The sequence below is a fragment of the Streptomyces sp. NPDC046831 genome (assembly GCF_040645305.1).
GTDB lineage: Bacteria > Actinomycetota > Actinomycetes > Streptomycetales > Streptomycetaceae > Streptomyces.
This window is the reverse complement of record NZ_JBEYXZ010000013.1, coordinates 40,386-66,286: the sequence shown is the minus strand read 5'-3', so window position 1 is coordinate 66,286 and position 25,901 is coordinate 40,386. Positions and strand designations below refer to the sequence as shown.

26 protein-coding genes and 1 pseudogene are annotated in these 25,901 nt (G+C 71.4%); 17 read left to right on the top strand and 10 right to left on the bottom strand.

Going from position 1 to position 25,901, the window contains the following annotated elements; all coding sequences use genetic code 11:
- Nucleotides 1-189: 189 nt before the first annotated feature.
- A complete protein-coding gene (locus tag ABZ920_RS14170) occupies nucleotides 190-1,512 on the top strand; it encodes an MFS transporter (protein ID WP_361503297.1) in 1,323 nt (440 codons plus the stop codon).
- On the opposite strand, the pseudogene ABZ920_RS14165 reads toward ABZ920_RS14170, so the two are convergent.
- The 4 genes and pseudogenes from ABZ920_RS14165 to ABZ920_RS14150 all read right to left on the bottom strand — a co-directional run.
- Nucleotides 1,504-1,797: pseudogene (locus ABZ920_RS14165) on the bottom strand (EamA family transporter); the annotation flags it as partial. The gene ABZ920_RS14170 and the pseudogene ABZ920_RS14165 overlap by 9 nt on opposite strands.
- A gap of 237 nt (nucleotides 1,798-2,034) precedes the next feature.
- On the bottom strand, nucleotides 2,035-3,129 hold the full coding sequence (locus ABZ920_RS14160) for a glutamate--cysteine ligase (RefSeq protein ID WP_361503294.1): 1,095 nt from the start codon (nucleotides 3,127-3,129) through the stop codon (nucleotides 2,035-2,037).
- Nucleotides 3,130-3,651: 522 nt separating this feature from the next.
- Nucleotides 3,652-3,975 (bottom strand): hypothetical protein, encoded by a 324-nt coding sequence (locus ABZ920_RS14155; protein ID WP_361503291.1) that lies wholly within the window; start codon nucleotides 3,973-3,975, stop codon nucleotides 3,652-3,654.
- Between the two features lie 17 nt (nucleotides 3,976-3,992).
- The gene (locus tag ABZ920_RS14150; RefSeq protein WP_361503288.1) at nucleotides 3,993-4,223 is read right to left on the bottom strand and encodes a DUF5133 domain-containing protein; all 231 of its coding nucleotides are present in this window, start codon (nucleotides 4,221-4,223) and stop codon (nucleotides 3,993-3,995) included.
- 291 nt (nucleotides 4,224-4,514) lie between these two features.
- Between ABZ920_RS14150 and ABZ920_RS14145 the strand changes: the two genes are divergently transcribed.
- Entirely contained in the window at nucleotides 4,515-5,528 is a 1,014-nt protein-coding gene (locus ABZ920_RS14145) for an SDR family oxidoreductase (RefSeq protein WP_361503285.1), read from the top strand.
- Between the two features lie 214 nt (nucleotides 5,529-5,742).
- Nucleotides 5,743-5,937, top strand: a complete 195-nt coding sequence (locus tag ABZ920_RS14140; protein WP_361503283.1) for an antitoxin — start codon at nucleotides 5,743-5,745, stop codon at nucleotides 5,935-5,937.
- A 399-nt stretch (nucleotides 5,938-6,336) separates the two neighbouring features.
- On the opposite strand, the gene ABZ920_RS14135 is transcribed toward ABZ920_RS14140, so the two are convergent.
- Entirely contained in the window at nucleotides 6,337-6,948 is a 612-nt protein-coding gene (locus tag ABZ920_RS14135; RefSeq protein WP_361503280.1) for a TetR/AcrR family transcriptional regulator, read from the bottom strand.
- 120 nt (nucleotides 6,949-7,068) lie between these two features.
- Here ABZ920_RS14135 and ABZ920_RS14130 point away from each other — a divergent pair, with 120 nt between their 5' ends.
- The 11 genes from ABZ920_RS14130 (at nucleotide 7,069) to pqqE (ending at nucleotide 19,312) form a co-directional block, all read left to right on the top strand.
- A complete protein-coding gene (locus tag ABZ920_RS14130) occupies nucleotides 7,069-8,004 on the top strand; it encodes a carbon-nitrogen hydrolase family protein (protein ID WP_361503277.1) in 936 nt (311 codons plus the stop codon).
- Nucleotides 8,001-9,386 (top strand): APC family permease, encoded by a 1,386-nt coding sequence (locus ABZ920_RS14125; protein ID WP_361503274.1) that lies wholly within the window; start codon nucleotides 8,001-8,003, stop codon nucleotides 9,384-9,386. Before ABZ920_RS14130 ends, ABZ920_RS14125 begins: the two co-directional genes overlap by 4 nt.
- 333 nt (nucleotides 9,387-9,719) lie before the next feature.
- The gene (locus tag ABZ920_RS14120) at nucleotides 9,720-11,114 is read left to right on the top strand and encodes a LytTR family transcriptional regulator DNA-binding domain-containing protein (protein WP_361503271.1); all 1,395 of its coding nucleotides are present in this window, start codon (nucleotides 9,720-9,722) and stop codon (nucleotides 11,112-11,114) included.
- Nucleotides 11,115-11,216: 102 nt separating this feature from the next.
- Nucleotides 11,217-13,439: a catalase/peroxidase HPI gene (gene katG, locus ABZ920_RS14115; protein WP_361503530.1), complete on the top strand. Its 2,223-nt coding sequence runs from the start codon at nucleotides 11,217-11,219 to the stop codon at nucleotides 13,437-13,439.
- Between the two features lie 413 nt (nucleotides 13,440-13,852).
- Nucleotides 13,853-14,314 carry an MSMEG_3727 family PQQ-associated protein gene (locus ABZ920_RS14110; RefSeq protein WP_361503268.1) on the top strand — a complete coding sequence of 154 codons (462 nt, stop codon included), beginning with the start codon at nucleotides 13,853-13,855 and terminating at the stop codon, nucleotides 14,312-14,314.
- A gap of 13 nt (nucleotides 14,315-14,327) precedes the next feature.
- On the top strand, nucleotides 14,328-16,028 hold the full coding sequence (locus tag ABZ920_RS14105; RefSeq protein ID WP_361503265.1) for a PQQ-dependent dehydrogenase, methanol/ethanol family: 1,701 nt from the start codon (nucleotides 14,328-14,330) through the stop codon (nucleotides 16,026-16,028).
- A gap of 50 nt (nucleotides 16,029-16,078) precedes the next feature.
- Complete coding sequence (pqqA, locus tag ABZ920_RS14100; protein ID WP_361503262.1) at nucleotides 16,079-16,177, top strand: pyrroloquinoline quinone precursor peptide PqqA; 99 nt, start codon at nucleotides 16,079-16,081, stop codon at nucleotides 16,175-16,177.
- 110 nt (nucleotides 16,178-16,287) lie between these two features.
- The gene (gene pqqB, locus ABZ920_RS14095; protein ID WP_361503259.1) at nucleotides 16,288-17,175 is read left to right on the top strand and encodes a pyrroloquinoline quinone biosynthesis protein PqqB; all 888 of its coding nucleotides are present in this window, start codon (nucleotides 16,288-16,290) and stop codon (nucleotides 17,173-17,175) included.
- Between the two features lie 4 nt (nucleotides 17,176-17,179).
- Nucleotides 17,180-17,878 (top strand): pyrroloquinoline-quinone synthase PqqC, encoded by a 699-nt coding sequence (gene pqqC, locus ABZ920_RS14090; RefSeq protein ID WP_361503256.1) that lies wholly within the window; start codon nucleotides 17,180-17,182, stop codon nucleotides 17,876-17,878.
- Nucleotides 17,879-17,883: 5 nt separating this feature from the next.
- Nucleotides 17,884-18,213, top strand: a complete 330-nt coding sequence (pqqD, locus tag ABZ920_RS14085; protein ID WP_361503253.1) for a pyrroloquinoline quinone biosynthesis peptide chaperone PqqD — start codon at nucleotides 17,884-17,886, stop codon at nucleotides 18,211-18,213.
- A complete protein-coding gene (gene pqqE, locus ABZ920_RS14080; RefSeq protein ID WP_361503250.1) occupies nucleotides 18,206-19,312 on the top strand; it encodes a pyrroloquinoline quinone biosynthesis protein PqqE in 1,107 nt (368 codons plus the stop codon). Before pqqD ends, pqqE begins: the two co-directional genes overlap by 8 nt.
- Here the strand turns inward: pqqE and ABZ920_RS14075 are convergent.
- From ABZ920_RS14075 to ABZ920_RS14065, 3 genes are all read right to left on the bottom strand, one after another.
- Complete coding sequence (locus ABZ920_RS14075) at nucleotides 19,309-19,794, bottom strand: manganese efflux pump (protein ID WP_361503247.1); 486 nt, start codon at nucleotides 19,792-19,794, stop codon at nucleotides 19,309-19,311. The two genes, pqqE and ABZ920_RS14075, sit on opposite strands and share 4 nt — an antisense overlap.
- A 505-nt stretch (nucleotides 19,795-20,299) precedes the next feature.
- A complete protein-coding gene (locus ABZ920_RS14070) occupies nucleotides 20,300-20,500 on the bottom strand; it encodes a DUF397 domain-containing protein (RefSeq protein ID WP_361503244.1) in 201 nt (66 codons plus the stop codon).
- Nucleotides 20,497-21,369, bottom strand: a complete 873-nt coding sequence (locus tag ABZ920_RS14065) for a helix-turn-helix transcriptional regulator (protein ID WP_361503241.1) — start codon at nucleotides 21,367-21,369, stop codon at nucleotides 20,497-20,499. Before ABZ920_RS14065 ends, ABZ920_RS14070 begins: the two co-directional genes overlap by 4 nt.
- Nucleotides 21,370-21,851: 482 nt before the next feature.
- Between ABZ920_RS14065 and ABZ920_RS14060 the strand changes: the two genes are divergently transcribed.
- Nucleotides 21,852-22,430, top strand: coding sequence for a fasciclin domain-containing protein (locus ABZ920_RS14060; protein WP_361503238.1), 579 nt, complete (start codon nucleotides 21,852-21,854; stop codon nucleotides 22,428-22,430).
- Between the two features lie 340 nt (nucleotides 22,431-22,770).
- Here ABZ920_RS14060 and ABZ920_RS14055 read toward each other — a convergent pair whose 3' ends face one another.
- Both ABZ920_RS14055 and ABZ920_RS14050 read right to left on the bottom strand, forming a co-directional pair.
- On the bottom strand, nucleotides 22,771-23,325 hold the full coding sequence (locus ABZ920_RS14055) for a putative immunity protein (protein WP_361503235.1): 555 nt from the start codon (nucleotides 23,323-23,325) through the stop codon (nucleotides 22,771-22,773).
- A gap of 157 nt (nucleotides 23,326-23,482) precedes the next feature.
- Nucleotides 23,483-23,974 (bottom strand): FBP domain-containing protein, encoded by a 492-nt coding sequence (locus ABZ920_RS14050; RefSeq protein ID WP_361503233.1) that lies wholly within the window; start codon nucleotides 23,972-23,974, stop codon nucleotides 23,483-23,485.
- A 71-nt stretch (nucleotides 23,975-24,045) separates the two neighbouring features.
- Between ABZ920_RS14050 and ABZ920_RS14045 the strand changes: the two genes are divergently transcribed.
- Together ABZ920_RS14045 and ABZ920_RS14040 are read left to right on the top strand one after the other, a co-directional pair.
- The gene (locus tag ABZ920_RS14045) at nucleotides 24,046-24,615 is read left to right on the top strand and encodes a WHG domain-containing protein (RefSeq protein WP_361503230.1); all 570 of its coding nucleotides are present in this window, start codon (nucleotides 24,046-24,048) and stop codon (nucleotides 24,613-24,615) included.
- An 89-nt stretch (nucleotides 24,616-24,704) separates the two neighbouring features.
- Nucleotides 24,705-25,883, top strand: coding sequence for a GDSL-type esterase/lipase family protein (locus tag ABZ920_RS14040; protein WP_361503227.1), 1,179 nt, complete (start codon nucleotides 24,705-24,707; stop codon nucleotides 25,881-25,883).
- The last annotated feature ends 18 nt before the right edge of the window (nucleotides 25,884-25,901 follow it).

Below are 25,901 nucleotides of genomic sequence, written 5' to 3'. Positions count from 1 at the left end.
GTCATGCCCGCGCCCCTGTGGACGCACAGCCCGGCGCCCTGTGCAGGTAAAACTCGCGGCGCTCAACCCGTTGACGTACATACCGTCCGGTCAGTACGTTCCCCGGAACCCGGGCCACCGTTTCACCGTTCCCTCTGATTCGCCCTGTTCCGCCTGTTCCGTCCCCGCACCCATCGGAGCGTGCACCGCATGGACACCGCGCCTTCCGCCCAGCCGCTCACCTCCACCACTCCCGCGGCCCCCAACCGCCGCCGGGTCGCCACGGCAGCCGCCCTGGCCTCGGCCGTCGAGTGGTACGACTACTTCGTCTTCGGTATCGCCGCGGCCCTGGCCCTCGGCGATCTGTACTTCCCGGCCGGGAGCCCCACCGCCGGGGTCCTCGCGTCCTTCGCCACCTTCGCCGTCGGCTTCCTCGCCCGTCCGCTCGGCGGCATCATCGCCGGTCAGCTCGGCGACAAGCGCGGCCGCAAGCCCATGCTGGTGCTCGCGCTCACCCTGATGGGCGTGGCCACCACCGGCATCGGCCTGCTCCCGACGTACGAGACGATCGGGGTCGCCGCCCCGATCCTGCTCGTCCTGCTCCGCATCGTGCAGGGCGTCGCCGTCGGCGCGCAGTGGGGCGGCGCGATGCTGCTGGCCACCGAGTACGCCCCCGAGGGCAAGCGCGGCGTCTACGGCAGCGTCGTCCAGCTCGGCGTCCCCATCGGCGTGGTGACCGCCAACAGCGTGTTCCTGCTGGCCGGCGCCTTCACCTCGGACAGCGCGTTCGCCTCCTGGGGCTGGCGCGTGCCCTTCCTGGTCGGGCTGCTCGTGCTCGCCCTCGCCTGGTACATCCACACCCGGGTGGAGGAGACCCCGGAGTTCCGGGAGGCCGAGCGGGCGCTGGCCGAGAAGGAGAAGGGCGAGAAGAACTCCCCCCTGCGCACCATCCTGCGCGGTCACCTCGGCACCGTGCTGCTGGCCGGCGGCTCCTTCGCGGTGAACACCGCGACGTTCTACATCATCATCACCGGCGTCCTGGACTACACGACCCGTGAACTGGGCATGGACAAGGGCGCTGTCCTCACCGTCTCCCTGTGCGTCAGCCTCACCCAGCTGGTGCTGATCCCCGCCTCCGCCGCCCTGTCCGACCGGCTCGGCCGGATCAGGATCTACGCGATCGGCGCGGTCGGCATCGCGCTGTGGGCCGTGCCGATGTTCCTGCTGATCGACACCGGGTCGCTGCTGTGGCTCGCGGTCAGCACGTTCGTCGCGAGCTGCTTCCTCAGCATCATGTACGGCCCTCAGGCGGCGCTGTTCGCCGAGCTGTTCACCCCGGAGATGCGCTACACCGGAGCCTCCCTCGGCTACCAGATCGCCGCTGTCGCCGGCGGCGGGCTGGCACCGTTCGTCATGGTGCTGCTGCTGGAGGCGACGGGCACCTCGATGGCCGTCTCCGGCTACATCATCGGGCTGTCGCTGATCGCCCTGGTCTCCATCAAGGTCCTCGCGGACCGGGCCCGCTCACACTGAGCCGGGCGTCCGGCCGGGCCGCGGTTCCCCTGCCTCCGTCTGCTCCGGAGCCGGGACCGCGGCCGTCCGGGCCGTCGTCCCCGACCGGGCCCGGGACCGCGACACCGCCACACCCGCCGGGCACGGGGCGCCGCCCACCAGCGTGAGCGGTCCCGGCACCTCGCCGAGCGCCGGCCACGACATCAGCACGACCAGCGCGGGCACCGCGTAGGTGGTCGCAACCGTCCGGCCGGCGGTCGTCCGGGGCAGCGCGTGGGCCCACGTGGTGAAGGCCCGGCGCATCGAGTCGGAGGAAACCGGCGGCACCTCGCAGCCCGGGTGTGCGGAGTCCGGTGCGTGCCGCTGCGGGGCAAAGGGGGCGTCGACGCGGCCGGCAGCCGACGCCAACGCCGCGGACGGGCGTGCCGGACCCCGCGTCGGCGGCACGATCCGCCGGACCGCCCCGCACCGGTCCTGCCCGGCTGCCGGGCGGAGGCGACACCGCCGCGTCGCCCCACCCGCCGGCCGTCCACCCGTGGTCGCTCACGGCATGGTGCTGGCATCGATCATCATGGCGACGACGGCGTCGACGCCCCCTTCCGCCAGGCTCTGGCGCTGACGGTCCGCGCCGGTGCCCTGCTGCAGCAGGCGGTGGACGAGTGAGGTGACCTCGCGGGTGTCACCGGCCGCGTCGAGCGCGGGAGCGATGTGCGCCAGGAGCTGACTGACGGCGTCACCCGCGCGGACGCGCCGGCCGGCGGGGTCGACGAGGTCCTCGCTCAGGCCGTGGCGGGCGGCCTGCCACATCGCGATCTGGAGCAGCTCGGGGTCGGGGACCGTCAGCGGGACACCGGCCGTGAGCTCGCGCAGCGCGGTGTCGACCAGCGCGCGCACCAGGCCGGTGAACATCACGGCCTCGTCCGAGCGCAGCTGCACGTCCAGGCAGCGGACCTCGAGGGTGGGGTAGCGCTCGGACAGGCGGGCCTGCCAGTAGAGCTGTCCCCTGTCGCCGATCACGCCGGTGGACAGCAGCCGCTGGATCCGCCGCTCGTAGTCGGCCGCGTCGGCGAAGTGGGGCGGGAGGCCGCTGACGGGCCAACGGCCGAAGACGATGGTGCGCCAGCTGGCGAAACCGGTGTCCTGTCCGTCCCACAGCGGGGAGTTGGCCGCCATCGCGGTGAGGACCGGCAGCCACCCCCGGACGCGGTTGAGCACCTGCACGCCCGCCTGCCGGCTGGGGATGGCGGCGTGGACGTGCATGCCGTTGACCACCTGCTCGGCCACCAGTTGCGGGGCCTGCCGCTGCATCGCCCGGTAGCGGACCTGGTCGGTGACGGGCAGCGGCAGACCCTGCCGCAGCGGCGAGGTGGCGCCGGCCACGATGCGGCAGCCGTGGGCCTCCGCGGCGCCGGCCACGGCGTGGCGCAGCCGCAGCAGGTGCCCGCCGACCTCCTCCAGCGTGGCGCACACCGGTGTGGCCACCTCGATCTGCGCCTGCAGCAGTTCCGGCTGGATCTCGTGCGCGGTGACGAAGGGCTCCAGGTCGGCCGACGTGCGTACCTTCTCCGCCAGGGACACCGGCCGGCCCGTGACCGGCTCGACCAGCAGGTACTCCTCCTCGACACCAACGGTGATCATCAGCGGCCTTTCGCTCGCCGCGCGCCGCCCCGGCGGGGAACGGGCGCGTTCCGGCCCGGGCGGTCACGGCTGGTCGCGCCCGCCCGGCGTCGCCCCCGTCTGCTTCAGGGTGCCCCACGCAGCAAGTCCCGCGACCCGGCTCACTCAAACACTGCGGCGCCGTTCGGCTCCGCGCGTGGCGGCACCCGGGACCGGCCGCAGCGCCGCGGCGTCCGTCCCGACCGCAGCGCCGGGGGAGCGGGGGAGCCACCGGTGGGTGGGGGAGTCACTGGTCACGGCCGTCGCCTTCCGCGGGACCGGCCGGGCCGGCGGGGTCAGGGGGTGGCTTGTCCTGGTGGCCGGCACGCCACTCGGCCGGCAGGACGCTGGCGTCGTCGCCGAGGCGGCCCGCGTGGTGTTCCACGCCCCCGCGTGGTGTTCCACGACGGCGCGCAGCAGACGGCGCAGGGCCTCGTGCAGGGTCTGGCGGTCGGAGTGGTGGCGGACGTCCACGATGCGCGGTGCGGCACGACGGCGACACCGTCACCGGCCGCGAGCCCCCACCCACCGGCGCCGCCGCTGCCGCCCTTCGCGTACCGGCTCGGGGAGGACGTCCACCCGCTGGTACGCCGGCCCGGCCAGGTTGCCGTCGATCCTCAGCCGCTCACCGCCGTCGGCCGCGTCCACACCGCGACCGGTGATCTGCGTCAGGACCGTCTCCTGGACGTCGACGGCGAAGACCGCCACAGCGTGCGGCCCGGCGCCGACGGCGTGCTCGGCGACGAGCCCGGGCAGCCGCTCCAAGGTCACCGTGTGGCCGGCCTGCATCAACCGGCGCAGCATCTCGCCGGCGTCCGCGCGGCCCATCACGCCGCCACCGTGCGTCAGGTCACCGACGGGGTGGCACCGGAAGGCCCGGAGCCGGAGCCGAGCTGACGGCGGGCAGCGGCCAGGGCGTCGTCCACGTCCCGCGTCCCGGTCGAGACGCACAGCGTGTAGGCCACGTCCTCCATCCGCTGCTGCGCCTGCACACCGCCCCGCTCGGCATGCAGGACGACCAGGGCCTCGTACTGCTCCACCAGATTCCGCAACACCACAGGGCTCGCCATCAGCATCGCTTCACTCCCCAGCCGTAGCGCATCCGCTGCCACCCGCGTACCCGGGCCCACCTCTTCGACACGCGGCCCGGCGGCACCCGCCCCACGGTCACCGGACCACCGGCCGGCCGCACAGCGCCCCCGGTGCTCGCCGCCCGGGCACGGCCGCGCCGGACTCGGGATCGGCGCACGGCCCGTGACCGGCGCTCGGCGGTTCGGCGGAGCCGGGACGCTCGGCCCGGGCCCCGTTTCCCGACACGGGGAACGCGATACCTGGAACCACGGACACATGACGCAGGAGGAGGGCGGATGAGCCGCACGACGGGACAGCAGACGGTGGTCGTGACCGGGGCCAGCGCCGGCATCGGACGGGCGACGGCCAGGATGTTCGCCGCCCGCGGGGCGCGGGTGGCGCTGCTCGCGCGGGGACGGGCGGGCCTGGACGCGGCGGCGGCCGAGGTGCGGGAGGCGGGCGGGCAGGCGCTGCCCGTCGTCACCGACATGGCCGAGCCGGACCAGGTGCGGGAGGCGGCCCGCCGCGTCGAGGAGGAACTCGGCCCGGTCGACGTCTGGGTCAACAACGCCTTCACCGCGGCCTTCGGCCGGTTCATGGACCTGTCGGCGGAGGAGTTCCTCCAGGCCACGAAGTCGACCTACCTCGGCTACGTCCACGGCACCCGGGCCGCACTGACGTACATGCTGCCGCGCGACCGCGGCACCGTCGTGCAGGTCGGGTCCGCCCTCGCCTACCGCGGCATCCCGCTGCAGAGCGCGTACTGCGGCGCCAAGCACGCCATCCAGGGCTTCACCGAGTCCCTGCGCTGCGAACTCCTGCACGACAGGTCCGCGGTGCGGGTCACCATGGTCCAGATGCCGGCCGTCAACACGCCGCAGTTCACCTGGCTGCGTACGCACCTGCCCCGGCACGCCCAGCCGGTGCCCCCGATCTACCAGCCGGAGGTCGCGGCGCGCGCCGTGCTGCGCGCCGCCGACCACCCGCGGCGGCGCGAGTACTGGGTCGGGGCCTCGACGGTGGCGACACTCCTGGCCAACGCCGTCGTGCCGGGGCTGCTGGACCGCTACCTCGCCCGCACCGGATTCGACTCCCAGCAGACCGACGCCTTCCCGCCCACCCAGGGTGACGGCAACCTCTTCGAGCCGGCGGACGCGAAGGAGGACCGCGGCACGCACGGTGTCTTCGACGACCGGGCACACGCCTCCAGCCCGCAGCAGTGGGCGAGCCGGCACCACGTGGCGCAGGCGGCCGCGGCCGCGGGGCTCGCCGGCGCGGGATATGCCCTGCTGCGCCGCGCCAGGTCCTGACCCGCCGCGCTCCCCGGCCGCCCGGCCCGCTCCCTCGGGCCGGGCAGGACCGGGCGGTCCCCGGTCCTCACCGGACGCCCTCCGCCGAAGCGTGGCTGCGGCAGCGTGCCGGATTCCCCGCCCTCACCCGGTTTGTGAGCGACCGGCATGCTTCGCGCGGGGCGGGGGTACTTGCGGCCGAGTACGACGCACACGTATCGCCGGGAGGTAGCTCATGGGCAAGCTGGGAGACATGGCGAACAAGGCCAAGGAGATGGCCAAGGGCCACCCGGACCAGGCCGACAGGGGCGTCGAGAGCGCCGAGCGGATGGTCGACGAGCGTACGGGGAACAGGTACGACGCGCAGACCGACAAGACCGCCGACGCGGTGCGCCGCTCCTACGGGAGCGACGGCACGACGGAGCGCTGACTCCGCGGCTCGTGGAACCGGGCCCCCGGCGCCGAGCGCCGGGGGCCCGGTCGTGCTTTGAGCGGGAGGCGTGGCGTCGCCCCGGACAGGCCTTCTTCCCGTGGCCGCTGGGCGGATGTCGCCCTGGGGGAGGGGCGGCGTGTCTCATGGGGCGGTGTGACGCACGGCAGTCGTGCCGGGACGTGAAGCCGGAGAACGTGCTGCTGGACATGCGGGGCCCGCTGGGCCCGGGCGGCGCAGGCGGACGCGGATGCGACGGCCGGCCGGACGTGCCGCCTGCCGCAGGCGCGTCGGACCGGCCCGCCTGCCGAGCCGTCACCGGGGCGGAGGCCGCTCGGCGGGGCGAGCCACCTCCGCCGAGCCGGTGGGGCGGGCCCCCTCCGCCCGTCCGGCGGCCCGTCAGTCGCCCCGGCGGAAGGCCGGGTTGCCCGTGACGACGCGGGCGTGGTCGAGCAGGCGGTCCTCGATGTCCTGGGCGGTCGCGTTGCCGACCAGCAGGTCCATCGCGTACCCGTCCTCCAGCGCCACGAAGGAGCGCCCCAAGGCCCAGGCGTCCCCGGTCAGCGTGAACTCCCCGCTCTCCTGCCCGAGTTCGAGCACCTGACGGTAGAGCTCGGTCTGCTGGTGCGCGAAGGTGCGCTGCCGGCCGGCGGCGCCCTCGTTGCGCAGCGCCACCGGGAACAGTTCGAAGAGCAGCCGGGTGCTGGTCTCGCCCTCCCCGGGCCAGGGCACGCCGCTGCGGACGCAGGCGCGCAGTCGCGCCACCGGACCCTCCGCCGCCGCGATGGCCTCCTGCCGGCTGACGAAGTACGTCGCGGCGCTACGCTCGAACACGGCGGCGAACAGTTCCTGGATGTCGGCGTAGTAGTAGAGCACCGAGGCGGGAGTGACGCCGGCCACCCTGGCGACGTCCCGCAGCTTGGTGGCCGTGGCCCCGAGCTCCACCACGGTCCTGGCGGTCGCGTCGATCAGCTGGGCGCGGCGTTCCGCCTGGTTCCTGGGTCGGGCCATGGTCGACATGCTCGCACACCGCCGGAAGCCGTCCGTATCTCACCTGCGGCGATCCATTGACCGGCCACCATTCGTTAACTAAATTTCGTTTAACTAATCCCGAGCAGGACCTGGTGTCCCATGTCCCGACCCCTCCCTCTCGTGCTGGCCCAGGCAGCCCAGCGCGCCGCCGACGACCTGGACGGCCTGGCCGCCGACGTGCGAAAGCGCACGACGGGGCTCTCCGCCGCACCCCTGGTCGTCTATCCCGAGCTGCACCTGGGCGGCCCGGTCGGCGGAGCCATGCTCACGCCCGCCGAGCTGCCCGAAGCCCTCGCCGAACCCCTGGACGGCCCGCGGGACCGCGCCCTCGCCGAAATCGCCGGCGACCTCGGCGTCTGGCTCGCCCCGGGCAGCGTCTACGAGCGCGGAGCCGACGGACGCGTGTACAACACCGCCCCCGTGTACTCCCCGCGCGGCGAGCGGATCGCGACCTATCGCAAGGTCTTCCCCTGGCGGCCCTACGAGACCGTCACCCCCGGCGCCGAGTTCACCGTCTTCGACCTCGACGGCATCGGCCGCGTGGGACTGTCGATCTGCTACGACGCCTGGTTCCCCGAGACCACCCGCCACCTGGCCTGGATGGGCGCCGAGCTGGTGCTGAACTTCGTCCTGACCTCCGGCAGCGACCGGGCTCAGGAAACCGTGCTGGCCCGCGCCAACGCCATCGTCAACCAGGTGTTCGTCGCCAGCGTCAACTGCGCCGCGCCCGCCGGCACCGGCCGCAGCCTGCTCGTGGACCCGCAGGGCAACGTGCGCTCCGAGGCCGCGGCCGACAGCGACACCACCCTCACCGACGTGATCGACCTCGACGAGGTCGCCAACGTCCGCCGGCTCGGCACCGCCGCGCTGAACCGGCCGTGGCAGCAGTTCCGCCCCGACGACCAGCCCCTCGCCCTGCCGCTCTACCAGGGCCGGATCGACCCCGCCGCCTGGGCCGGCGCCACCGCCCCGGCCGCCTCCCCGCACGACCGAACCGCGGCCCGCGGTGCACTCGGAGAAGAGAGAATGCCGTGACGAACCAGCCCAGCCGCATGCGGGGAGACCTCGGACCGGTCTCCGTCGTCGCCTTCGGCGTCGCCTACATGGCCCCCGCCGTCGTCACCTCGATCTTCGGCGTCATCGCCGCCGCCAGCAAGGGCGCAGCGGCCACCGCCTACGTGATCGCCACCGGCGCCATGCTGCTGACCGGCCTCAGCTACGCCAAGATGGCCAAGGTCCACCCCAGCTCCGGCTCCGTGTACACCTACGCCCGCAAGGAGCTCGACTCCCGCGTCGGCTTCCTGGCCGGATGGGCGCTGCTGCTCGACTACCTCTTCCTGCCGATGGTCGCCTGGCTGCTCCAGGCCATCTACCTCCACGCCCAGTTCCCGGCCGTCCCGGAGTGGGCCTGGCTGGTGATCAACGTGGTCCTCGCCACCGCCATCAACGTCATCGGCCTCAAGGTCGCCGACCGGGTCAACCGGGTGCTGCTGCTCGGCGTCACCGCCGTCCTCGTCGTGCTCGCGGTGCTCTGCGTCCACCACGGCCTCGGCCACGGCGGCGCCCCTGCGGCCGGCCACGCCTTCTGGAACGGCGCCACCAGCCTGTCCGCCGTCACCGCCGCCGCCGCGGTCGCCGCCTACGCCTTCCTCGGCTTCGACGCGGTGAGCACCCTCAGCGAGGAGGTGCGCGACCCCAAGCGCACCATCCCGCGGGCGATCGTCCTCACCGTGCTGACCGGCGGCACCATCTTCGTGGTGATCTCCTTCCTGATGCAGTGGGCCCACCCGGGCGGTTCCTTCCCCGACGAGAACTCCGCCGGATACCTCGTGTCCACCACCGTCGGCGGGAAGACCTTCGCGGACGTCGCCAACATCGTCGGCATGCTGGGCGGATTCGCCTCCTGCGTCGCCATCCAGGCCAGTACCAGCCGCCTGATGTTCGTCATGGGCCGCGACGGCGCCCTGCCGCGCCGGGTCTTCGGACGGCTGCACCGCAAGCTGCTCACCCCGGTCACCAATGTCCTGGTCATCGGCGCCGTCGGCCTGCTGGCCATGAACCTCTCACTCGCCGACGCCACCTCGTTGATCAACTTCGGCGCGTTCCTCGGCTTCAGCCTCGTGAACGTCTGCGTGATCGCCTACGCCGTGCGGCAGTGGCGCTCCGGCACCCGGCACTCGCCCGTGCGGTACCTGCTCCTGCCGGCCGCCGGTGCCGCGGTCGACGTCTACCTGATCACCCAGCTCGGCGGCACCGCCGTCAAGCTCGGCCTCGGCTGGCTGGTCATCGGCATCGTCTGGCTCGCCGTGATCACCAGGGGCTTCCGCCGCCCCGCCCCCGAGATGCGGCTGGAGTCCGACGAGGCCTCCGGCTCCGCGGAACCGGAAGCCTCCGGCCCCCTTCTCCCCACGGCGTGAACCACCCCCGGGGCTCCCGGCTGCCGACGGCAACCGGGGGCCCCGTCCCGTGTCCGCCCACCTGCCGCCCCTCGCGAGCGGGCCGCGCGGCATCCCCGAGCCGTCGCACGGGGTCCTGCGCACCGCCGGCGTGGCGAGGGATGTGCGCAGCCGGACGACGGTACCTAGGGTGGGGGGTGAAGGTCTGTGACACAGCCTGGAACGAGTGACGACGCAGGAAGACGCGCGACGCGGTGCCCGGTCCGCCGCAGGCCCGGCCGCGACGAGCGGTGACCGGCGGGACCGCGCGCACGCCGTCGGGCGTCGGGGATGAACCAAGGGCGGTTCTGAACCATGAGGGATGCACATCGGCTCGAGCCCGTCTCGGCGGACCTGGACAGCGGCACTGTGCTCGCGGCGTGGGAGCGGTTCGTGCAGGGCGAGGACCACGTCCCGGGTGTCCGGCCTCTGGTGGCGATCTCCTGGCATCGCTGCCGCGAGCAGTACCGGGTCGATCCCCACCTCAGGGAGGCCCCGGTGGCCGTCGTGGGGCCCGACCACACGCCCGAGCACGACGTCGTGTTCGCCGAGCTGGGTTTCCGTGCCGCCTCCGTGGCACATGAAATGGGCAACCTCGGTGGCGTCGTCACCGTCACCGATGCCACCGGCCGGATCCTGGCCGAGTGGGGTGATCAGGCGACGCTCGTCAGAGCGGGCGACTCCCATCTGGCGCCCTGGTTCTGCTGGTCGGAGTGCGCGGCCGGCACGAACGGCATGGGCACGGCGCTCGAGGCGCACGGGCCGGTACCGATCAGGGGCGCGGAGCACTGGTGTCAGGCGTTCCACAACTGGGCCGGCGCGGGCATCGCGGTGCGTGACGTGGTGACGAGGGAACCGATCGCGGTCCTGAACCTCTGCTGCTGGCGCAGCCGGCTTCCCGCGTCCGCGGAAAGCTGGCTGGCGAACGCGGCCGCCATGAGCCAGTACCCGCTGAAGAGGCGCGCCCGGCACAGTGGCGCCGAACTGGTCGCGGCGTACAGCCAGGCCAGGGCGCGCTCCAGTGCGGCGCTCGCCGCGGTGGACACCGCGGGCAAGGTGGTGATCGCCGACGACACGGCAAGCGTGCTCCTGGGCGTCCCGGCGAGCACCCCGGCGGTCGACCCCACGCTGCGATGGAGCTCCGGGCTGCCGGAACTGATCGCAGCCGCCCAGTACGCCACGAGGCAGGCAGCCCACAATCCCGACTGGGTCGGCTCGACGCAGATCTTCGCCCACCTCGCGGACGAGCCGACATCGATCAGCATCCGGCCTGTCTTCTCGTCCAGACACCTGATCGGGAGCCTGATCTCGTTCGATCGCTCCGACGGGGCGCAGTTCCCCCGGGCGGAGGAACCCGTGCGCCCTCGGGTACAGCCGCGCCGGCTGGTCGCGATGCGCGACAACCGGATGGTGCTGCTGCGGCTGCCGGAAGTCTCCTTCGCCGAATCACAGGGAAAGGACGTGTGGCTCTCCACCGATCAGGGGCGAGTGCGAGCCGCCTCTCCCAGCCTGGACAAGCTCGACAGTGAACTGGCCGATGCCGGCTTCCTGCGGGTGCACCGCCGGTATGTCGTCAACCTCAGCCGCGTCCGGGAGATCGAGCGCGGGCTCAAGGGCGAGCTGTCCCTGGTCATGGACGACCGGACGCACGAGATGGTGCCGGTCTCCCGGCGGAACGTGCCGGGCGTGCGTCGCGCGCTGGACATCTGAGTACCCCGGCACGACCATGGTTCCCGGAAGGGCAATCCCGTGACTGACAGCCCGGACGCCGGTGTCGGCGAGAGGAACGAGGTGAGCGCGGGCGGCCTCGGCATCTCCTGCCCGGCCGGGCACCGCGGTCAGCCGGTCGGCGCTGCGAGCAACCACGACTGGTGGCCGGACCGGCTCGACCTGACGATCCTCCGGAAACACCCCGTCACGTGCGACCCCATGGGCGAGGACTTCGACTACGCCGCGGAGTTCCGGACGCTCGACCTGGACGCCCTGGCGCGGGACGTCGACGAGGTGCTGACGACGTCGCAGGAGTGGTGGCCGGCCGACTTCGGCCACTACGGGCCGCTCGTGATCCGCATGGTGTGGCACTGCGCCGGGACGTACCGCGTCGACGACGGTCGCGGTGGCGCGAGCACCGGCATGCAGCGTTTCGCGCCGCTGAACAGCTGGCCGGACAATCGCAACCTCGACAAGGCGCGCCGGCTGCTCTGGCCGGTGAAGAAGAAGTACGGCCGCAAGATCTCGTGGGCCGACCTGATGATCTTCGCGGGCAACCGCGCCCTGGAGACGATGGGCTTCACGACCTTCGGCTTCGCCGGCGGCCGGCCGGACGTCTGGGAGCCGGAAGAGGACGTCTACTGGGGCCCCGAGCGCGCCTGGCTCGGCAACGAACGTCACGGCGGCGTCCGGGAGCTGGACAACCCGCTGGCCGCCGTCCAGATGGGTCTCATCTACGTCAACCCGGAGGGACCGAACACCGTCCCGGACCCGCTCACCGCGGCCCGGGACATCCGCCAGACGTTCCGGCGCATGGGGATGAACGACGAGGAGACCGTCGCGCTGATCGCGGGCGGCCACACCTTCGGCAAGACCCACGGCGCGGCCGCCCCGGACGCCCACCTCGGCCCGGAACCCGAAGGCGCCGCCCTGGAGGAGCAGGGCCTGGGCTGGAGGAGCAGCTACGGCACCGGGAAGGGCGCGGACGCCATCTCCAGCGGGCTCGAGGGCACATGGACACCCACCCCTACGAGGTGGGACAACAGCTTCCTCGAGACCCTGTTCGGCTTCGAGTGGGATCTGGGGCTGAGCCCCGCGGGTCTGTGGCAGTGGACCCCGAGGGACGGCGGCGGGGCCGGCACCGTGCCCGACGCCCACGACCCGTCGACGACCCACGCCCCGACCATGCTGACCACCGACCTCGCGCTGCGGCTGGACCCGGTCTACGAGCCGGTCGCGCGGCGCTTCCTGGAGAATCCGGGCCGGCTCGCGGACGCGTTCGCCCGGGCCTGGTTCAAGCTGACCCACCTCGACATGGGCCCGGTCCAGCGCTACCTCGGACCGCTGGTCCCCCGGGAGACGCTGCGCTGGCAGGACCCGGTCCCCGCCGTGGACCACGAGCTCGTCGGGGCGGCGGACATCGCCGCGCTGAAGAGCCGGATCCTCGCCTCCGGGCTGTCGGTCTCCCAGCTCGTCTCGACCGCGTGGGCGTCGGCCTCGACGTTCCGCGTCAGCGACAAGCGCGGCGGGGCGAACGGCGCGCGCATCCGCCTCGAGCCGCAGCGGGGCTGGGAGGTCAACGACCCCGGCACGCTGGCACAGGTGCTGCGCACCCTGGAGCAGATCCAGATGTCCTTCAACAGCTCCTCCCGGACCGGAGGCAAGAAGATCTCGCTGGCCGACCTCATCGTGCTCGGCGGGGCCGCCGCCGTCGAGCAGGCCGCCAGGACCGCCGGCTACGACGTCCGGGTCCCCTTCGCTCCGGGACGCACGGACGCCACGCAGGAGTGGACCGACCCGGATTCCTTCACCCCGCTCGAGCCGGCAGCGGACGGCTTCCGCAACTACCACCGCGGCAAGGGCGACCGGCTGCGGCCGGAGCACCTGCTGGTCGACCGCGCGAACCTGCTGAACCTGAGCGTGCCCGAGATGACGGTCCTCGTGGGTGGCCTGCGGGTGCTGGGCGCCAACCACCAGCAGTCGCCGCTGGGTGTCTTCACCTCGGCGCCCGGGTCGCTGACCAACGACTTCTTCGTGAACCTGCTCGACATGGGCACGGAATGGACGCCGGCGTCCGCGGACGCCGAGACCTTCGAGGGCCGCGACCGCGCCACCGGCGAGGTCAAGTGGACCGGTAGCCGCGTCGACCTCGTCTTCGGCTCGAACTCCGAGTTGCGTGCCGTCGCGGAGGTCTATGCCGGCGACGACGCACGGGAGAAGTTCGTGCACGACTTCGTCGCCGCCTGGGACAAGGTCATGAACCTCGACCGGTACGACCTCGCCCGATCGCCTGTCGGGGCCCGGATGCCGGGAGCGGCGTCGTGACCGGCCAGCCGTGGTCGACCGGCGGCGCTTGACCGGATCTGCCGCCGGCCCCGGCGCCACGCGGTGCAGCCCGGCTCCTCCCAGCGGCGGCACATCGGGTACGAACGGTGCCTGAGCGCGGACGAACGGCATGAGGGGGCCCGAACCGGAGCTCACCCTTGTCGGTGTGATTCATCCGGCGTAGCGTGCCTATTGAGTGCCAATTCGCCACCCTTTTGCAGAGTGATTCACCCGGCGTGGCGCGGGTCCTTGACCGTCGATACGGCCGGGCAATCGGCGACGTGAAGAAATATCGAGGTCAATTCGGAGAACATTTTCGCCGGGCGGAGGTGTGCAACCGGCTGCGAGGTGCCCCCGTCAGCGCCACCGATGCGAAACGGACATGAGTTCCGGGACGAGGAGAGTGAAGCCCGATGACGACTGCGCAGGAGCGATCCGACCTGCTGGACAAAGTCGGGTTGAACGTACAGAACAAAGCAACGCTGGGTCAAGTGCTGGGATGCGGGACCATAGGGCAGGCCGCCGAGAAGCCGGATGGCCGTATGCAGGCCACCATTCGCATCCACCCGGACGAGCTGACCTGGGATCCCTCGATTCTGGTCATGCCCCATGGAGGCGATATCGAGCTCGAAATCGTCAATGACGACCTGAACACGCACTGCGCGCTCCTGCCGAGCAATGGTGACCGGAAGTTCATCTGGCTGGTGAACCATTCGCGAGGGCGGGCGACCCTCAACCTCGACGGGCCGGGCTACTACTGGTTCAGCTCGCCCACGGGCAATGACGAGGGCCGGGGGCTGACCGGGGCCATCGTCGTCCTGGGGGAGGCTCCGCCGGAGGCCCGCCTCGACCGTCCCGAACAGCCGCGGCCGTAGAGAGGAGGAGGCAATGACCGTCGCATACGTGGACGCGGGTGAGGCTGTCGACCAGGGAACCCTCAACTACAAGACCCCCGGGGGAGACATCGCGCCGCCGGTGGTGGCCGACGTCAACTACGAACGCATACTCAACGCCCGCGAGGAACCCCAGAACTGGCTCACCTACTACGGCGCCTACAACGGGCAGCGGTACAGCCCGCTGGACCAGATCAACACGGAGAACGTCAAGCGCATCGGCCCCGCATGGGTCTTCCAGGCCGGCACGACCGGCCTGATCGCCGGTGCGTCGACCTACTCGTTCGAGGCCGCCCCGGTCGTCGTCGACGGGGTCATGTTCCTCTCCGGCTGGGACGGCTGGCTCTGGGCCCTCGACGCGAAGACGGGTGTGGAGATCTGGCGGTACAAGCACGCGGTCCCCTTCGACGTGTCCTTGTGCTGCGGAAACGTGAACCGCGGGGTCGCCGTGGCCCGGGGGAAGGTCTTCTTCGTCACGGCGAACGCCCGTGTGATCGCGCTCGACGCCACCGACGGCAAGCGTGTCTGGGACAAGACCTACGGGGACGTCCGGGCCGGGGAGAGCGCCACGCTCGCTCCGCTGGTCGTGAAGAACATGGTCATCGTCGGCAGTTCCGGCGGCGAGTTCGGCGTACGCGGCCACCTCGACGCGTTCGACCTCGAGACCGGCGAGCACCAGTGGCGCTGCTACACGGTGCCGAAGCCGGGGGAGCCCGGCTCGGAGACCTGGCCCGCCGGCGGCGAGGCCTGGGCACGGGGCGGGGCGAACTGCTGGGTCACCGGTACCTTCGATCCGGAGACGAACCTGCTGTACGTCGGCACCGGCAACCCGGCGCCCGACTTCGACGGAGGCGTCCGCGAGGGCGACAACCTCTTCACCGACAGCATCATCGCCGTCGACGTGGACAGCGGCCAGATCCGCTGGCACTACCAGTGCACCCCGCACGACGTGTGGGACTACGACAGCATCGCCGAGTGCATCCTGTTCGAGCACGACGGGCGCAAGCTGCTCGGGCACTTCGACAAGAACGGCTACTTCTTCGTCCTTGACCGCACGAACGGCGAGAGGGTCCAGATCACGCCCTTCGTGGACCGCATCACGTGGGGGGCGATCACGAGGGACGGCCGGGTCACGCCCAAGGTGTACCCGGACCAGGAGGGCGTACCGGTCCACTTCTACCCGGGTCCGGCCGGCGCCAAGGAATGGACCCACGCGGCCTACAGCCCGAAGACCGGGCTCTTCTACGTCCCGGTCCAGGACACCGGCGCCACGGCCACCCGGCGGCGCAGGGAGTTCAAGGAGAGCATCCCGTACTGGGGCGCGGGCGTTCAGGTGGACATCGATGACATGGCGGGGTCCATCAGCGCCTTCGACGCAGGAGGCGAGGAGAAGTGGCGCTGGCGGAACGAACTCCCGATGTGCGCGTCGGTGCTGGCCACCGGCGGTGACCTGGTGTTCGCCGGTGAACCCTCCGGGGAGTTCGACGCGTTCGACGCCCGCACCGGGGAGCTGCTGTGGCACTTCCAGTGCGGCAGCGGCCACCACAGCAGCCCGACCACCTACATGGTCGACGGCAGGCAGTACATCGCCGTGCCGGTCGGCTGGGGCGGGTGGGCCGAGGGGTTCCTCCCCGGCATGCTCGGCGCGGGGCACGGAAGCGCCCTGATCGCCTTCGCCCTCCCGGAACCGGCGTAGCAACGCGTGACCCGGAGCCTGCCCCCATCCGGACGGAGAGGAGGTGAACCATGGAGTCTCAGCTCGCTGTATGGGAGACGCCCGAGTTCGACGAGATCACAGTCGCGGCCGAAGTGACCATGTACCTCGATCGGATGGAGGAGGAGTAGCGGACGTGGACGGGCGCCGGACCCGGTCCGGCGCCCTCCGGCGGCTCGGGACGGCGACAGACGGGCCGGGCCGGCGACGGACCCCGATCCTCACTGAACGGAGTACGGGCGTGTTGCTGCGAGTGCTGGGTTCGGCGGCGGGGGGCGGCTCCCCCCAGTGGAACTGCGGCTGCCCGGTGTGCGCCGCGGTCCGCTCCCGGGCCGGTCTCGCGCGCACCCAGTCGTCGGTCGCGGTCAGCGCCGACCGCCGCCGGTGGTTCCTCATCAACGCCTCGCCCGACGTCCGCACCCAGATCGAGGCCTTCTCCGGCCTGCACCCGCACGACGACCGGGCGACGCCGCTGGAGGCGGTGCTGCTCACCGACGCCGAGCTGGACCACACGCTGGGCCTGCTTCTGCTGCGCGAGACCCGCGCCCTGCGGCTGTACGCCACACCGGCGGTGCACAGGACCCTGTGCGACGGCTCGGGGATCCTGCGCACGCTCGAACGCTACTGCCCGGTCGAGTGGCGGGCCGTGACCCCGGGCGCCGGCCTCGCCCTGGCGGACGGGCTGTCCTGCCGGGCGTTCGACGTGCCCACCACCAAGCGCGACCGGTTCGGAGGCGGTACGGACCACGGCCGCGTCGTGGGCTACCGGCTCACCGACGAGCGCAGCGGCGGGACGCTGGTGTACCTGCCAGGGGTGCAAGCGCTGACGCCGGCGCTGCGCGTGGAGATCGAGGGCTGCGCATGCCTGCTCATCGACGGGACCTGCTGGCGCGACGACGAGCTCGTACGGCTCGGCCTGGCCGGCAGGACGTCCCGGGAGATGGGCCATCTGCCCATCGACGGTCCGCACGGCAGCCTGGAGCAGCTCCCGTCGCTCGGCGTGGAACGGACGGTCTTCGTGCACATGAACAACACCAACCCGGTCCTCCTGGAGGACACGCCCGAGCGGCGTACCGTGGAGGAGAGCGGCATGGAAGTGGCCATGGACGGCCTCGAGGTCCAGGTGTAGAGCCGTGACGACAACGACCACGAACATCGGCGCCGACGGCTTCGTCGAGGCGCTGCGGGACCATGCGCGGCGGTACCACGACCAGCACCCGTTCCACGTCCGGATGAACGCCGGCCGGCTGAGCCGCCGCCAGGTCCGCGGCTGGGTGGCCAACCGCTTCTACTACCAGGAGAACATCCCCCGCAAGGACGCCGCGATCCTTTCCAACTGCCCCGACCTGGAGGTCCGCCGCCGCTGGATCCGGCGGATCGTCGACCACGACGGCCGCACCGCCGGCGAGGGCGGCATCGAGGCGTGGCTGCGCCTCGGCGAGGCCGCGGGGCTGACACGCGAGGAGATCCTGGACCACCGGCACCTGGTACCCGGGGTGCGGTTCGCCGTCGACGCCTACGTGAACTTCGCCCGGACCCGCCCGTGGGTGGAGGCGGTGGCCTCCTCGCTGACCGAGCTGTTCGCGCCCGACCTGATGGCGGCGCGGCTGGCCGCGTTCGAGCGGTGGTACCCGTGGATCGACCCCGAGGGCCTCGCCTACTTCCGCGCCCGCCTGGAGCAGGCCCCCCGTGACTGCGAGCACGCCCTCGAGGTGGTCACCGAGCGCTGCCTCTCCACCGAGTCCCAGGTGTGCGCCGTCGACGCGCTGTCGTTCAAGTGCGACGTCCTGTGGAGCCTCATGGACGGCATCGACCAGGCCTACCCGGAGTGAGCACCATGGACCCGACCCCTACCGGAACGACCCGGACCAGCACCAGGACCCGACCCGGCGTCGCGGTGTCCGGCTCGGACCGGCCCCGGCTGGCGCGCCACGTCAGGCTGGCCTTCTGCCGGACCAGGCAGCGCCGGATCCTGCTGCACCCCGAGACGGTGGTGGTTCTGAACGGCAGCGGCGCGGCCGTCCTAGAGCTGTGCGACGGGCGGCACACCGTGGCCGAGATCGTGACCGAGCTGGGCGCCCGCTACCAGACGGTTCCCGAGGACGAGGTGCGGCAGTTCCTGTCCCGCCTGGTCGCCCGGCGCTGGGTGGAGCTCGACGATGGATAGCCCCTTCGGACTGCTCGCCGAGCTCACCTATCGCTGCCCGCTGGCCTGCGCGTACTGCTCCAACCCGCTGAACATGGCCGACTACCGGGACGAGCTGGCCACCGACGAGTGGCGGCGGGTACTGGCCGAGGCCGGCGACCTGGGGGTTCTGCAGTGCCACCTGTCCGGCGGGGAGCCGCTGCTGCGGCGCGACCTGGTGGAGATCGTGGCGCACGCCCACGACCTGGGCCTCTACACCAACCTCGTGACCAGTGCCATCGGCCTCTCGCGTCCGAGAGCCGAGCAGCTGCGGGCTGCCGGCCTGGACCATGTGCAGATCAGCATCCAGGCCGACGAAGCCGCCGCGTCCGACCGGATCGCCGGGACCCCGTCCTTCCGACGCAAGATCGAGGCGATGGGCGTGGTCAAGGAACTGGGCTGGCCGCTCACCATGAACGTGGTGCTGCACCGGTACAACATCGACCGTGTCGCCGACATACTCGGGCTGGCCGAGGAGGTGGGCGCCGACCGGGTGGAGCTGGCCAACACCCAGTACTACGGCTGGGCCTGGCGGAACCGTGACGCGCTGCTGCCGAGCCGGATGCAGCTCGAGGCGGCCGAGGTCGTCGTGCGGGCCGCCCGCGAGCGGTTGCGGGACCGCATGGACATCATCTACGTCATCCCCGACTACTACAGCCGCTACCCGAAGCCCTGCATGGGAGGCTGGGCCTCCCGGCAGCTGACCGTGACGCCGAACGGCGACGTCCTGCCCTGCCCGGCCGCCCAGTCCCTGCCGTTGCCGCGGGCCAGCGTGCGGGAGGACCCGCTGGAGTGGATCTGGGCCGAGTCCCCGGTGATGACCGCGTTCCGGGGAACCGACTGGATGCCGGAGCCCTGCCGGAGCTGCCCCCGGCGGGAGCTCGACTTCGGCGGATGCCGCTGCCAGGCGTTCCTGCTCACCGGCGACGCCGCCCGCACCGACCCGGTCTGCTACCTGTCGCCCGACCACGAGCTGGTCACCCGGGTGGTCGAGGCCGCCAACGCCGGCTCGCGGGCCGCCGGTCCCCGGCTGGTCCCACGCCCGCACCGACCGGGTCCTGGTCGAGTGAGCGAACGCTAGCCCCCGAACCACAACGGCAGCGCCGCAGCGGCGATGATCAAGGTGACCCCGCTCAGCAGGTCCGAGCGGATCCGGATGAGGCGCGCCGCTGCCCGTCCGAGCTGCAGCCCGACCAGCGACAACGCTGCCGTCATGACACCGAAGACGGCGGCCGAGAACCACGGCGAGACCCCAAGGAGCCCCAGGCTCGCCCCGGCGAACAAGTTGTCCAGGCTCAGCGTCAACGGAATTCCGAACAATGCCCACGGATGGTCCAGCTCATCGGGCTCGGGGTTCCGAAGAGCCGAGATGACGAGGTAGAGACCGTACCCGCCGAGCGCGGCCGCGCCCACCACATCGGCGATGTCCCCGACGGACTCCCCGATCTGGTGACCGATCAACATTCCGGCCAGGGGCATGACCGCGTCCCACAGGCCGAAGGTCAGCGCGACCTGCACCGCGCGCTTCAGACCGAATGGGACGGTGCCGAGCGCGATCGACACCCGGAAATTGTCGAGACTGAGCACACATCCCAGGACGAGTATTTCCCAGATCATGGCGACGCCGCTGCCGGATGACGACCGACGTCGACAGAAACTCTGCCTCGGCTGGTATCCACCATTCTTATATGTTATCTCAGATGGTTCCTGAGAAAAGCCGGCAAGCAGATTCCCGGAGGTTTTTCGGCACGCCCCCGAGGTGACCGTCGTTCAGTTGGGCTCACTGATTGCACCTACGCGCATCAATTCGAACAAGCGCGCGCCGCAATGTCCGAGCCCAATTCCCGGCCACGGGATCCTTCTCTTTACGGCATGAACGGCAGCCGGGGCTCCCGGCTGCCGACGGCAACCGGGAGCCGGCCGTGTCCGCCCCACCTGCCGTCCGCCGTCGAGCGGGCGCTTTCCGTGTGTCGGGCCGCCAGCCGTCGAACGCCCGACGCCGCCGGCTTCACCCGCGAGGTCGAGGCGCGGTGCCCGGCCGGCAGAGACGGGCTCGGGACGCGGCGGGTCAGACCCGATTCCGTCCCAGGCCCGCGACGAATCCGGCCCACGCGCCCCGCGCGAACGCGAGCCGGGGTCCACCGCGCTCCTTGGAGTCCCGTACGTGTACGGCGGTCGCGCCGGCGGCGACCTCTACGCACTCGCCTCCCTCGTCACCGCTGTAACTGCTCTTGAACCAGTGAAGCCGCGCGGACTGTTCGGTGTTCATAGGTCTCCCAGCATCTTCTCGAGCAGGCACAAGGACTCGCGTGGGGCAAGTGCCTGCCCTCGGATGCTGCCATGCTTCGCGGCCAGGACGCGTACCTCTTCCGGGTCGGTGACCAGGCGGCTGAAGTGCTGGACCTCCAGATAGGCGACCTGCGGCCTGCCCTTCGGGGTGAGCAGCGTGAACGGGCCGCCCATGCCTGCATGGTCCTCGCTCGCGGTCGGCATGACCTGAATCTCGACGTGCCGCAACCGGCCGATGCGGACGAGCTGTTCCACCTGCCCACGCTGCACCACTGGGCCGCCGAACGGCTGGCGCAGGACGCTCTCCTGGATGATGGCGCTCACGGTCGGCGCCGGCCATCGGGTCATCAGTGCCTGCCGGGCCATCCTCGCGGCGACGCGTTGCTCGATGGTGTCCTCGTCGAAGAGGGGCTGCCGACTGGCGAACACGGCACGTGCGTACTCCTGGGTCTGGAACAGGCCCGGTACCGCCTGGTTGGCGAAGTAGCAGAGCTCGACCGCCTCCGCCTCCAACCGCGCATAGTCCCGGAACCACTCCGGATGCCGCACCCTGCGCCGGGTCTTCGCCCGTTCCACGTCCTCCGCGGCCGACGCCAGCAGACCGCCGCAGTCCAGCAACCGGTCCACCGCGGCCAGCAGTTCGGGCTGGGGCGTCCGCCGTGCCCGCTCGACCGAGGAGATCATCTCCTCGCCGTACCCGATCCGGTCGCCCAGTTCCTTCTGGCTCAGCCCGGCCCGCTCCCGGGCGACCTTGATCTGCCGGCCCAGGGCGCGGAACAGGTCCGCCACCTCGTCCGTACCGTCCGCCTCGCCGCCCGTGGGAACCCCCGTACCCGACTGCGCCGCCATGCCGCACCACCACCCTGTTTCCTGTGCAGGGACGAACCGGCGCAAGCCCGTCCGGGTCACGCCGTACACCCCGTACATCACACCGTCCGCGCCGGGACAGTCACCCTGCGTACTGCCCGGAGTGCGCCACACGGTAGGACGTCCCGTGACCGTCAGTGATGGGAAGCAGGAGGCAGTCACCGCACTCAGCGAACCGATCACCGCTTCAAGGCCCTGTTCCCCTTCTCGTTTCCATCACCGCGCAAGGCGCGCGCACGAGTGCAGAATGAGGCCCGGTGCCCGAAGGACGGCAGGCGGCGGGGTCCTTGACCGTATGGCGGACCCGGGCTTCAAGATGCAGGGACGGACATTGGCTGGCTACCCTATTCGTTGGACGGGGCGGTGACGGGGCCCGTATCAGGGCGTGCCCCCGGTCGAGTGGAGACGATGTATTCCGCCTCGCAGACTCGTGCAGCGTTCACGCCTCACGGAGGAAACTCGCTATGGGGTTCACTGCTACACGTACGGCAAAAGCGGCCACGGCAACTGCGATCGCCATTCCCCTCACGCTTGGCGGCCTGACCTCCCAAGGCCACGCGCAGAGTCCGTCCCCCAGCCCGTCGGGGACGTTCGGCCCAGCCTGTTCGGCGCTCAACCAGAAGGCCGACACGTCGAAGGACAGGGTCACGGAAGCCGCGGCCGCGTATCCGCAACTCAGCCAGCTGGTCTCCGCCGTGGTCAGGGCGCGGCTGAACGGCACCCTCGACCGGAGGCCCCACATCACCGTCTTCGCGCCCAACAACCAGGCTTTCCAGAAGGTCACGGTGTCGCAGCTCAACTCGCTGCTGGGCAATCGGGAACAGCTCAAGGAGGTGCTGGCCTACCACGTCGTGGACAAGCAGATCGCCCCGGGCCAGCTCTCCAACGGTTCCTTCAAGACGGTGGAAGGCAGCACGCTGACCACGTCGGGATCGGGCACCAACTTCAAGGTGAACGGGAAAGCGAGCATCGTCTGCGGCAACATCAAGGTCGCGAACGCCACCATATACGTCATCGACTCGGTGCTCATGCCACCGTCCTGAGTCCTGACGCATCCGGGCTGCACAGGGACACGGCATGACGCCGAGGCCCGGAAAGAAGGTCCCTGAGAGGCGCGTCGTCGCGGGCACTTCTTGTCGGCCGCAGCCATCACATCACCGCTCTGCCCAAATGCGCCTGAGGGCCCGTCAGCAAGCTGACGGGCCCTCAGGCCGGTTTCGGGGCCAGTCAGCGTTCGGATGGGCAGCCTCGCAATTTCGGATGGGCAGCCTCGCAATGAGGGATGTCAGGCACTCGCTGACGCAGCCTGCGGCCGACTCCCAAGCCACGTGGATGCTTGAAGCGGCGGTGCGAAGGCACGCTCCCACGCACCCGGACCGGGCCTCATCCATGGGTTCGTTCAGAGAGGGCGCGAAGGTCGGCGTCCAGCATGCGGATCAACTCGGCAACGCGTCCGCCGCCATCCGGCGCTCTCGGGAAGCGTTTGAGCACGTCGATGACGACCGGTGTCGCACGGTGCGTCATCCGCTCGAGGTGTTCAGCACCGACGCTCCGATCGTCGTCGGCGACGATTTCGGCCGCTCTGGCTGCGTAAGCGCCGGCCCCGAGAATGTGCTTGACCTGGGTGGCCTTGGCCAGCGGATGCAGATAGGCGGCGCCTGCCGCGGACATCGCTGCCCACGCTGCCTCGCGCGCAGCCGCCGTGTGCGCGCTCTTGGCTGCCTTGAGGGCTGCCGACGCCGCGTCGCGCAAAGATTTCCCGCGCTCGCCGCCCCGGGCGAATGCCCACGCGGCACTGATGGCGTCCCGAGGCCGCGAGTCGTCCGGCTGATCAACCTCGAATATCTCCAGGACGCCCTCCGCGCACGCCGCAGCGAACGCGGTGACCTCACGAAGATCCTGCTTGCTCAGAACGATCTCGCCGGCTTCCCCTGCCATGCTGCCCTCCTCGGTCATGCCCACCGGACAGCGCGGCGGGAAGGCGGTCCTGGCCGCTTCCGGCCATCCTGAACCCCTTCATTTCGACCCCCGCGTTGCGTCGAGCTGACGCCACGTCACGTCCGACAGGAAGATGCCGCTCGAGCGGCCGGCAGCTTCATGCGGTGACCCTGGCGATGAACACGGCGAGGTTCGCAACGGTGCGCTGGATCCTCTCCTCCAGGGTGAGCGATTCGGGGAGGCGTGCGCCGATGCCCGCGTCCTTCTTGCCGCGAACGTACAGCGGGCAGGCGAGGTCGCTGCACATGTAGGCGCCCACGGAGTTCCCCTGCTGCCCGGCCCTGCCGGCTTTCGCGGCGACCATGAGGGAGACGCCTCCGGTGTGGCTGGTCATGCACATCGAGCACATGCTGCGCCGCGTCTGCCAGGAGGCGGCGCCGGAGCCGCGCAGGGCGAGGGCCACCGGGCGGCCGTCCAGCTCGGTGACGAGGTAGGCCCGGTCGGGGGCCTGCGGGTCGCGCCAGCCGAGGAAGTCCAGGTCGTCCCACGGCCGCTCGGCCAGGTCGTGGGGGACGGGCAGACGCTTGGCCTGGCCTTTGGTGCAGTTCACGAAGGCGGTGCGGATCTCCCGCTCGGTCAGTGGTCTCACGAGCGGCAGGGTAGGTTGCCTAAAAGCTTTAGGCAAATGCGATACTCTTGTCGCTGGACGGGAGGATGATGATGGCTAGAGCAGGGCTGACTCCGGAGCGGCTGACCCGGGCGGGAGCGGAACTGGCCGACGAGGTCGGCTTCGACCAGGTCACGGTCTCCGCGCTCGCCCGGCGGTTCGACGTGAAGGTCGCGAGTCTGTACTCGCACCTGAAGAACTCCCAGGAACTCAAAACGCGGATCGCCCTGTTCGCCTTGGAGGAACTCGCCGACCGGGTAGCCGACGCCCTGGCCGGGCGGGCGGGCAAGGACGCCCTGGCCGCCTTCGCGGACGCCTACCGGGACTACGCCCGGGAGCACCCCGGTCGCTACGCCGCCGCACGGCTCCGGCTCGATCCCGAGACGGCGGCCGCCAGTGCCGGGGTGCGGCACGCACAGATGACGCGGGCGATCCTGCGCGGCTACGACCTGACGGAGCCGGACCAGACGCACGCGGTGCGGATGCTGGGCAGTGTCTTCCACGGCTTCGTCAGTCTGGAGCTGGCCGGAGGGTTCGAGCACAGCGCCCCCGACGCGCGGGAATCCTGGGCCTGGATCGTGGACTCCCTCGACGCTCTGCTGCGGAACCGGGCCACGGCCTGACCGAGTGGGAGCCGCGCCGTATCCGGCGCGGCGCACTGGCGCACCGGCGCACACGAGCAATCCGGAATGACCGTCAAAAGGTTGAGGCAATGAGCACCGAACGCGACTGGATCACCACACCTGTCACCGTGGACCTCCTGCGCGGCTTCCTCGATGCGGAGGCGACCGCGCACGGCCTGCTGCCGCACCGGCTGCCCGCCCGGGCGCGCCGGCAGATCCCCGACGACCAGCTCGCCGTGGCCGAGGCCCAGCCCTCCGGTGTGCGGTTGGCCTTCCGCACCCGCGCCACCGTCGTCGAACTGGACACGCTGCCCACCAAGCGGGTCTACCGAGGGTTCCCCGCCCCGGCGGACGGCGTGTACGACCTTCTGGTCGACGGCCGTCTGGCGGCCCAGGCCACGGTGGCCGGCGGCAACGTGCGCACGATCACCGACATGTTCACCCAGTCCTCAGAGCTGTCGGAGGGCCCGGCCGGCACCGCCCGGTTCGCCGATCTGCCGGCGGGCGACAAGGACGTCGAGATCTGGCTCCCGCACACGGAGATCACCGAGTTGATCGCGCTGCGCACCGACGCCCCCGTCGAGCGCGCGTCCGACAGTGGGCGCAGGGTGTGGCTGCACCACGGCAGCTCGATCAGCCACGGCTCCAACGCCACGCATCCGACGGCGGTCTGGCCGGCTCTGGCCGCCGCCCTGGGCGGAGTGGAACTGATCAATCTGGGGTTCGGCGGCAGCGCGCTGCTGGATCCGTTCACCGCCCGCGCGATGCGGGACACACCCGCCGACCTGATCAGCGTCAAGGTCGGCATCAACGTCGTCAACGCCGACGTCATGCGCCTGCGCGCCTTCACCCCCGCGGTCCACGGCTTCCTCGACACCATCCGCGAAGGGCATCCGGCCACGCCGCTGCTGGTCGTGTCCCCCATCCTGTGCCCGGTGCAGGAGGACACCCCCGGCCCGCTCGCGCCGGACTTCGACGGCGGCACGTTGCGGTTCAAGGCGACGGGCGATCCGGCCGAAGTGGCCGCCGGACGTCTGACGCTCAACGTCATCCGTGACGAACTCGCCCGGATCGTCGAGCAGCGCAAGGCCGACGACCCGAACCTCCACTACCTCGACGGCCGTGACCTCTACGGCGAGCGGGACTACGCGGAACTCCCGCTGCCCGACGAGGTCCACCCCGATCAGGCGGGACACCGCCGCATCGGCGAGAACTTCGGGCGGCTCGCGTTCGGCGAGGGCGGCCCCTTCGCCGCCGTGCGCGGCTGACGGGGTCCCGGTCACCCG

Coding starts and splice junctions, on each gene's coding strand:
- ABZ920_RS14170 (WP_361503297.1), top strand. CDS start 190: ATGGACACCGCGCCTTCCGCCCAGCCGCTCACCTCCACCACTCCCGCG.
- ABZ920_RS14160 (WP_361503294.1), bottom strand. CDS start 3,129: ATGATCACCGTTGGTGTCGAGGAGGAGTACCTGCTGGTCGAGCCGGTC.
- ABZ920_RS14155 (WP_361503291.1), bottom strand. CDS start 3,975: ATGGGCCGCGCGGACGCCGGCGAGATGCTGCGCCGGTTGATGCAGGCC.
- ABZ920_RS14150 (WP_361503288.1), bottom strand. CDS start 4,223: ATGCTGATGGCGAGCCCTGTGGTGTTGCGGAATCTGGTGGAGCAGTAC.
- ABZ920_RS14145 (WP_361503285.1), top strand. CDS start 4,515: ATGAGCCGCACGACGGGACAGCAGACGGTGGTCGTGACCGGGGCCAGC.
- ABZ920_RS14140 (WP_361503283.1), top strand. CDS start 5,743: ATGGGCAAGCTGGGAGACATGGCGAACAAGGCCAAGGAGATGGCCAAG.
- ABZ920_RS14135 (WP_361503280.1), bottom strand. CDS start 6,948: ATGGCCCGACCCAGGAACCAGGCGGAACGCCGCGCCCAGCTGATCGAC.
- ABZ920_RS14130 (WP_361503277.1), top strand. CDS start 7,069: ATGTCCCGACCCCTCCCTCTCGTGCTGGCCCAGGCAGCCCAGCGCGCC.
- ABZ920_RS14120 (WP_361503271.1), top strand. CDS start 9,720: ATGAGGGATGCACATCGGCTCGAGCCCGTCTCGGCGGACCTGGACAGC.
- ABZ920_RS14110 (WP_361503268.1), top strand. CDS start 13,853: ATGACGACTGCGCAGGAGCGATCCGACCTGCTGGACAAAGTCGGGTTG.
- ABZ920_RS14105 (WP_361503265.1), top strand. CDS start 14,328: ATGACCGTCGCATACGTGGACGCGGGTGAGGCTGTCGACCAGGGAACC.
- pqqA (WP_361503262.1), top strand. CDS start 16,079: ATGGAGTCTCAGCTCGCTGTATGGGAGACGCCCGAGTTCGACGAGATC.
- pqqD (WP_361503253.1), top strand. CDS start 17,884: ATGGACCCGACCCCTACCGGAACGACCCGGACCAGCACCAGGACCCGA.
- pqqE (WP_361503250.1), top strand. CDS start 18,206: ATGGATAGCCCCTTCGGACTGCTCGCCGAGCTCACCTATCGCTGCCCG.
- ABZ920_RS14070 (WP_361503244.1), bottom strand. CDS start 20,500: ATGAACACCGAACAGTCCGCGCGGCTTCACTGGTTCAAGAGCAGTTAC.
- ABZ920_RS14065 (WP_361503241.1), bottom strand. CDS start 21,369: ATGGCGGCGCAGTCGGGTACGGGGGTTCCCACGGGCGGCGAGGCGGAC.
- ABZ920_RS14060 (WP_361503238.1), top strand. CDS start 21,852: ATGGGGTTCACTGCTACACGTACGGCAAAAGCGGCCACGGCAACTGCG.
- ABZ920_RS14055 (WP_361503235.1), bottom strand. CDS start 23,325: ATGGCAGGGGAAGCCGGCGAGATCGTTCTGAGCAAGCAGGATCTTCGT.
- ABZ920_RS14045 (WP_361503230.1), top strand. CDS start 24,046: ATGGCTAGAGCAGGGCTGACTCCGGAGCGGCTGACCCGGGCGGGAGCG.
- ABZ920_RS14040 (WP_361503227.1), top strand. CDS start 24,705: ATGAGCACCGAACGCGACTGGATCACCACACCTGTCACCGTGGACCTC.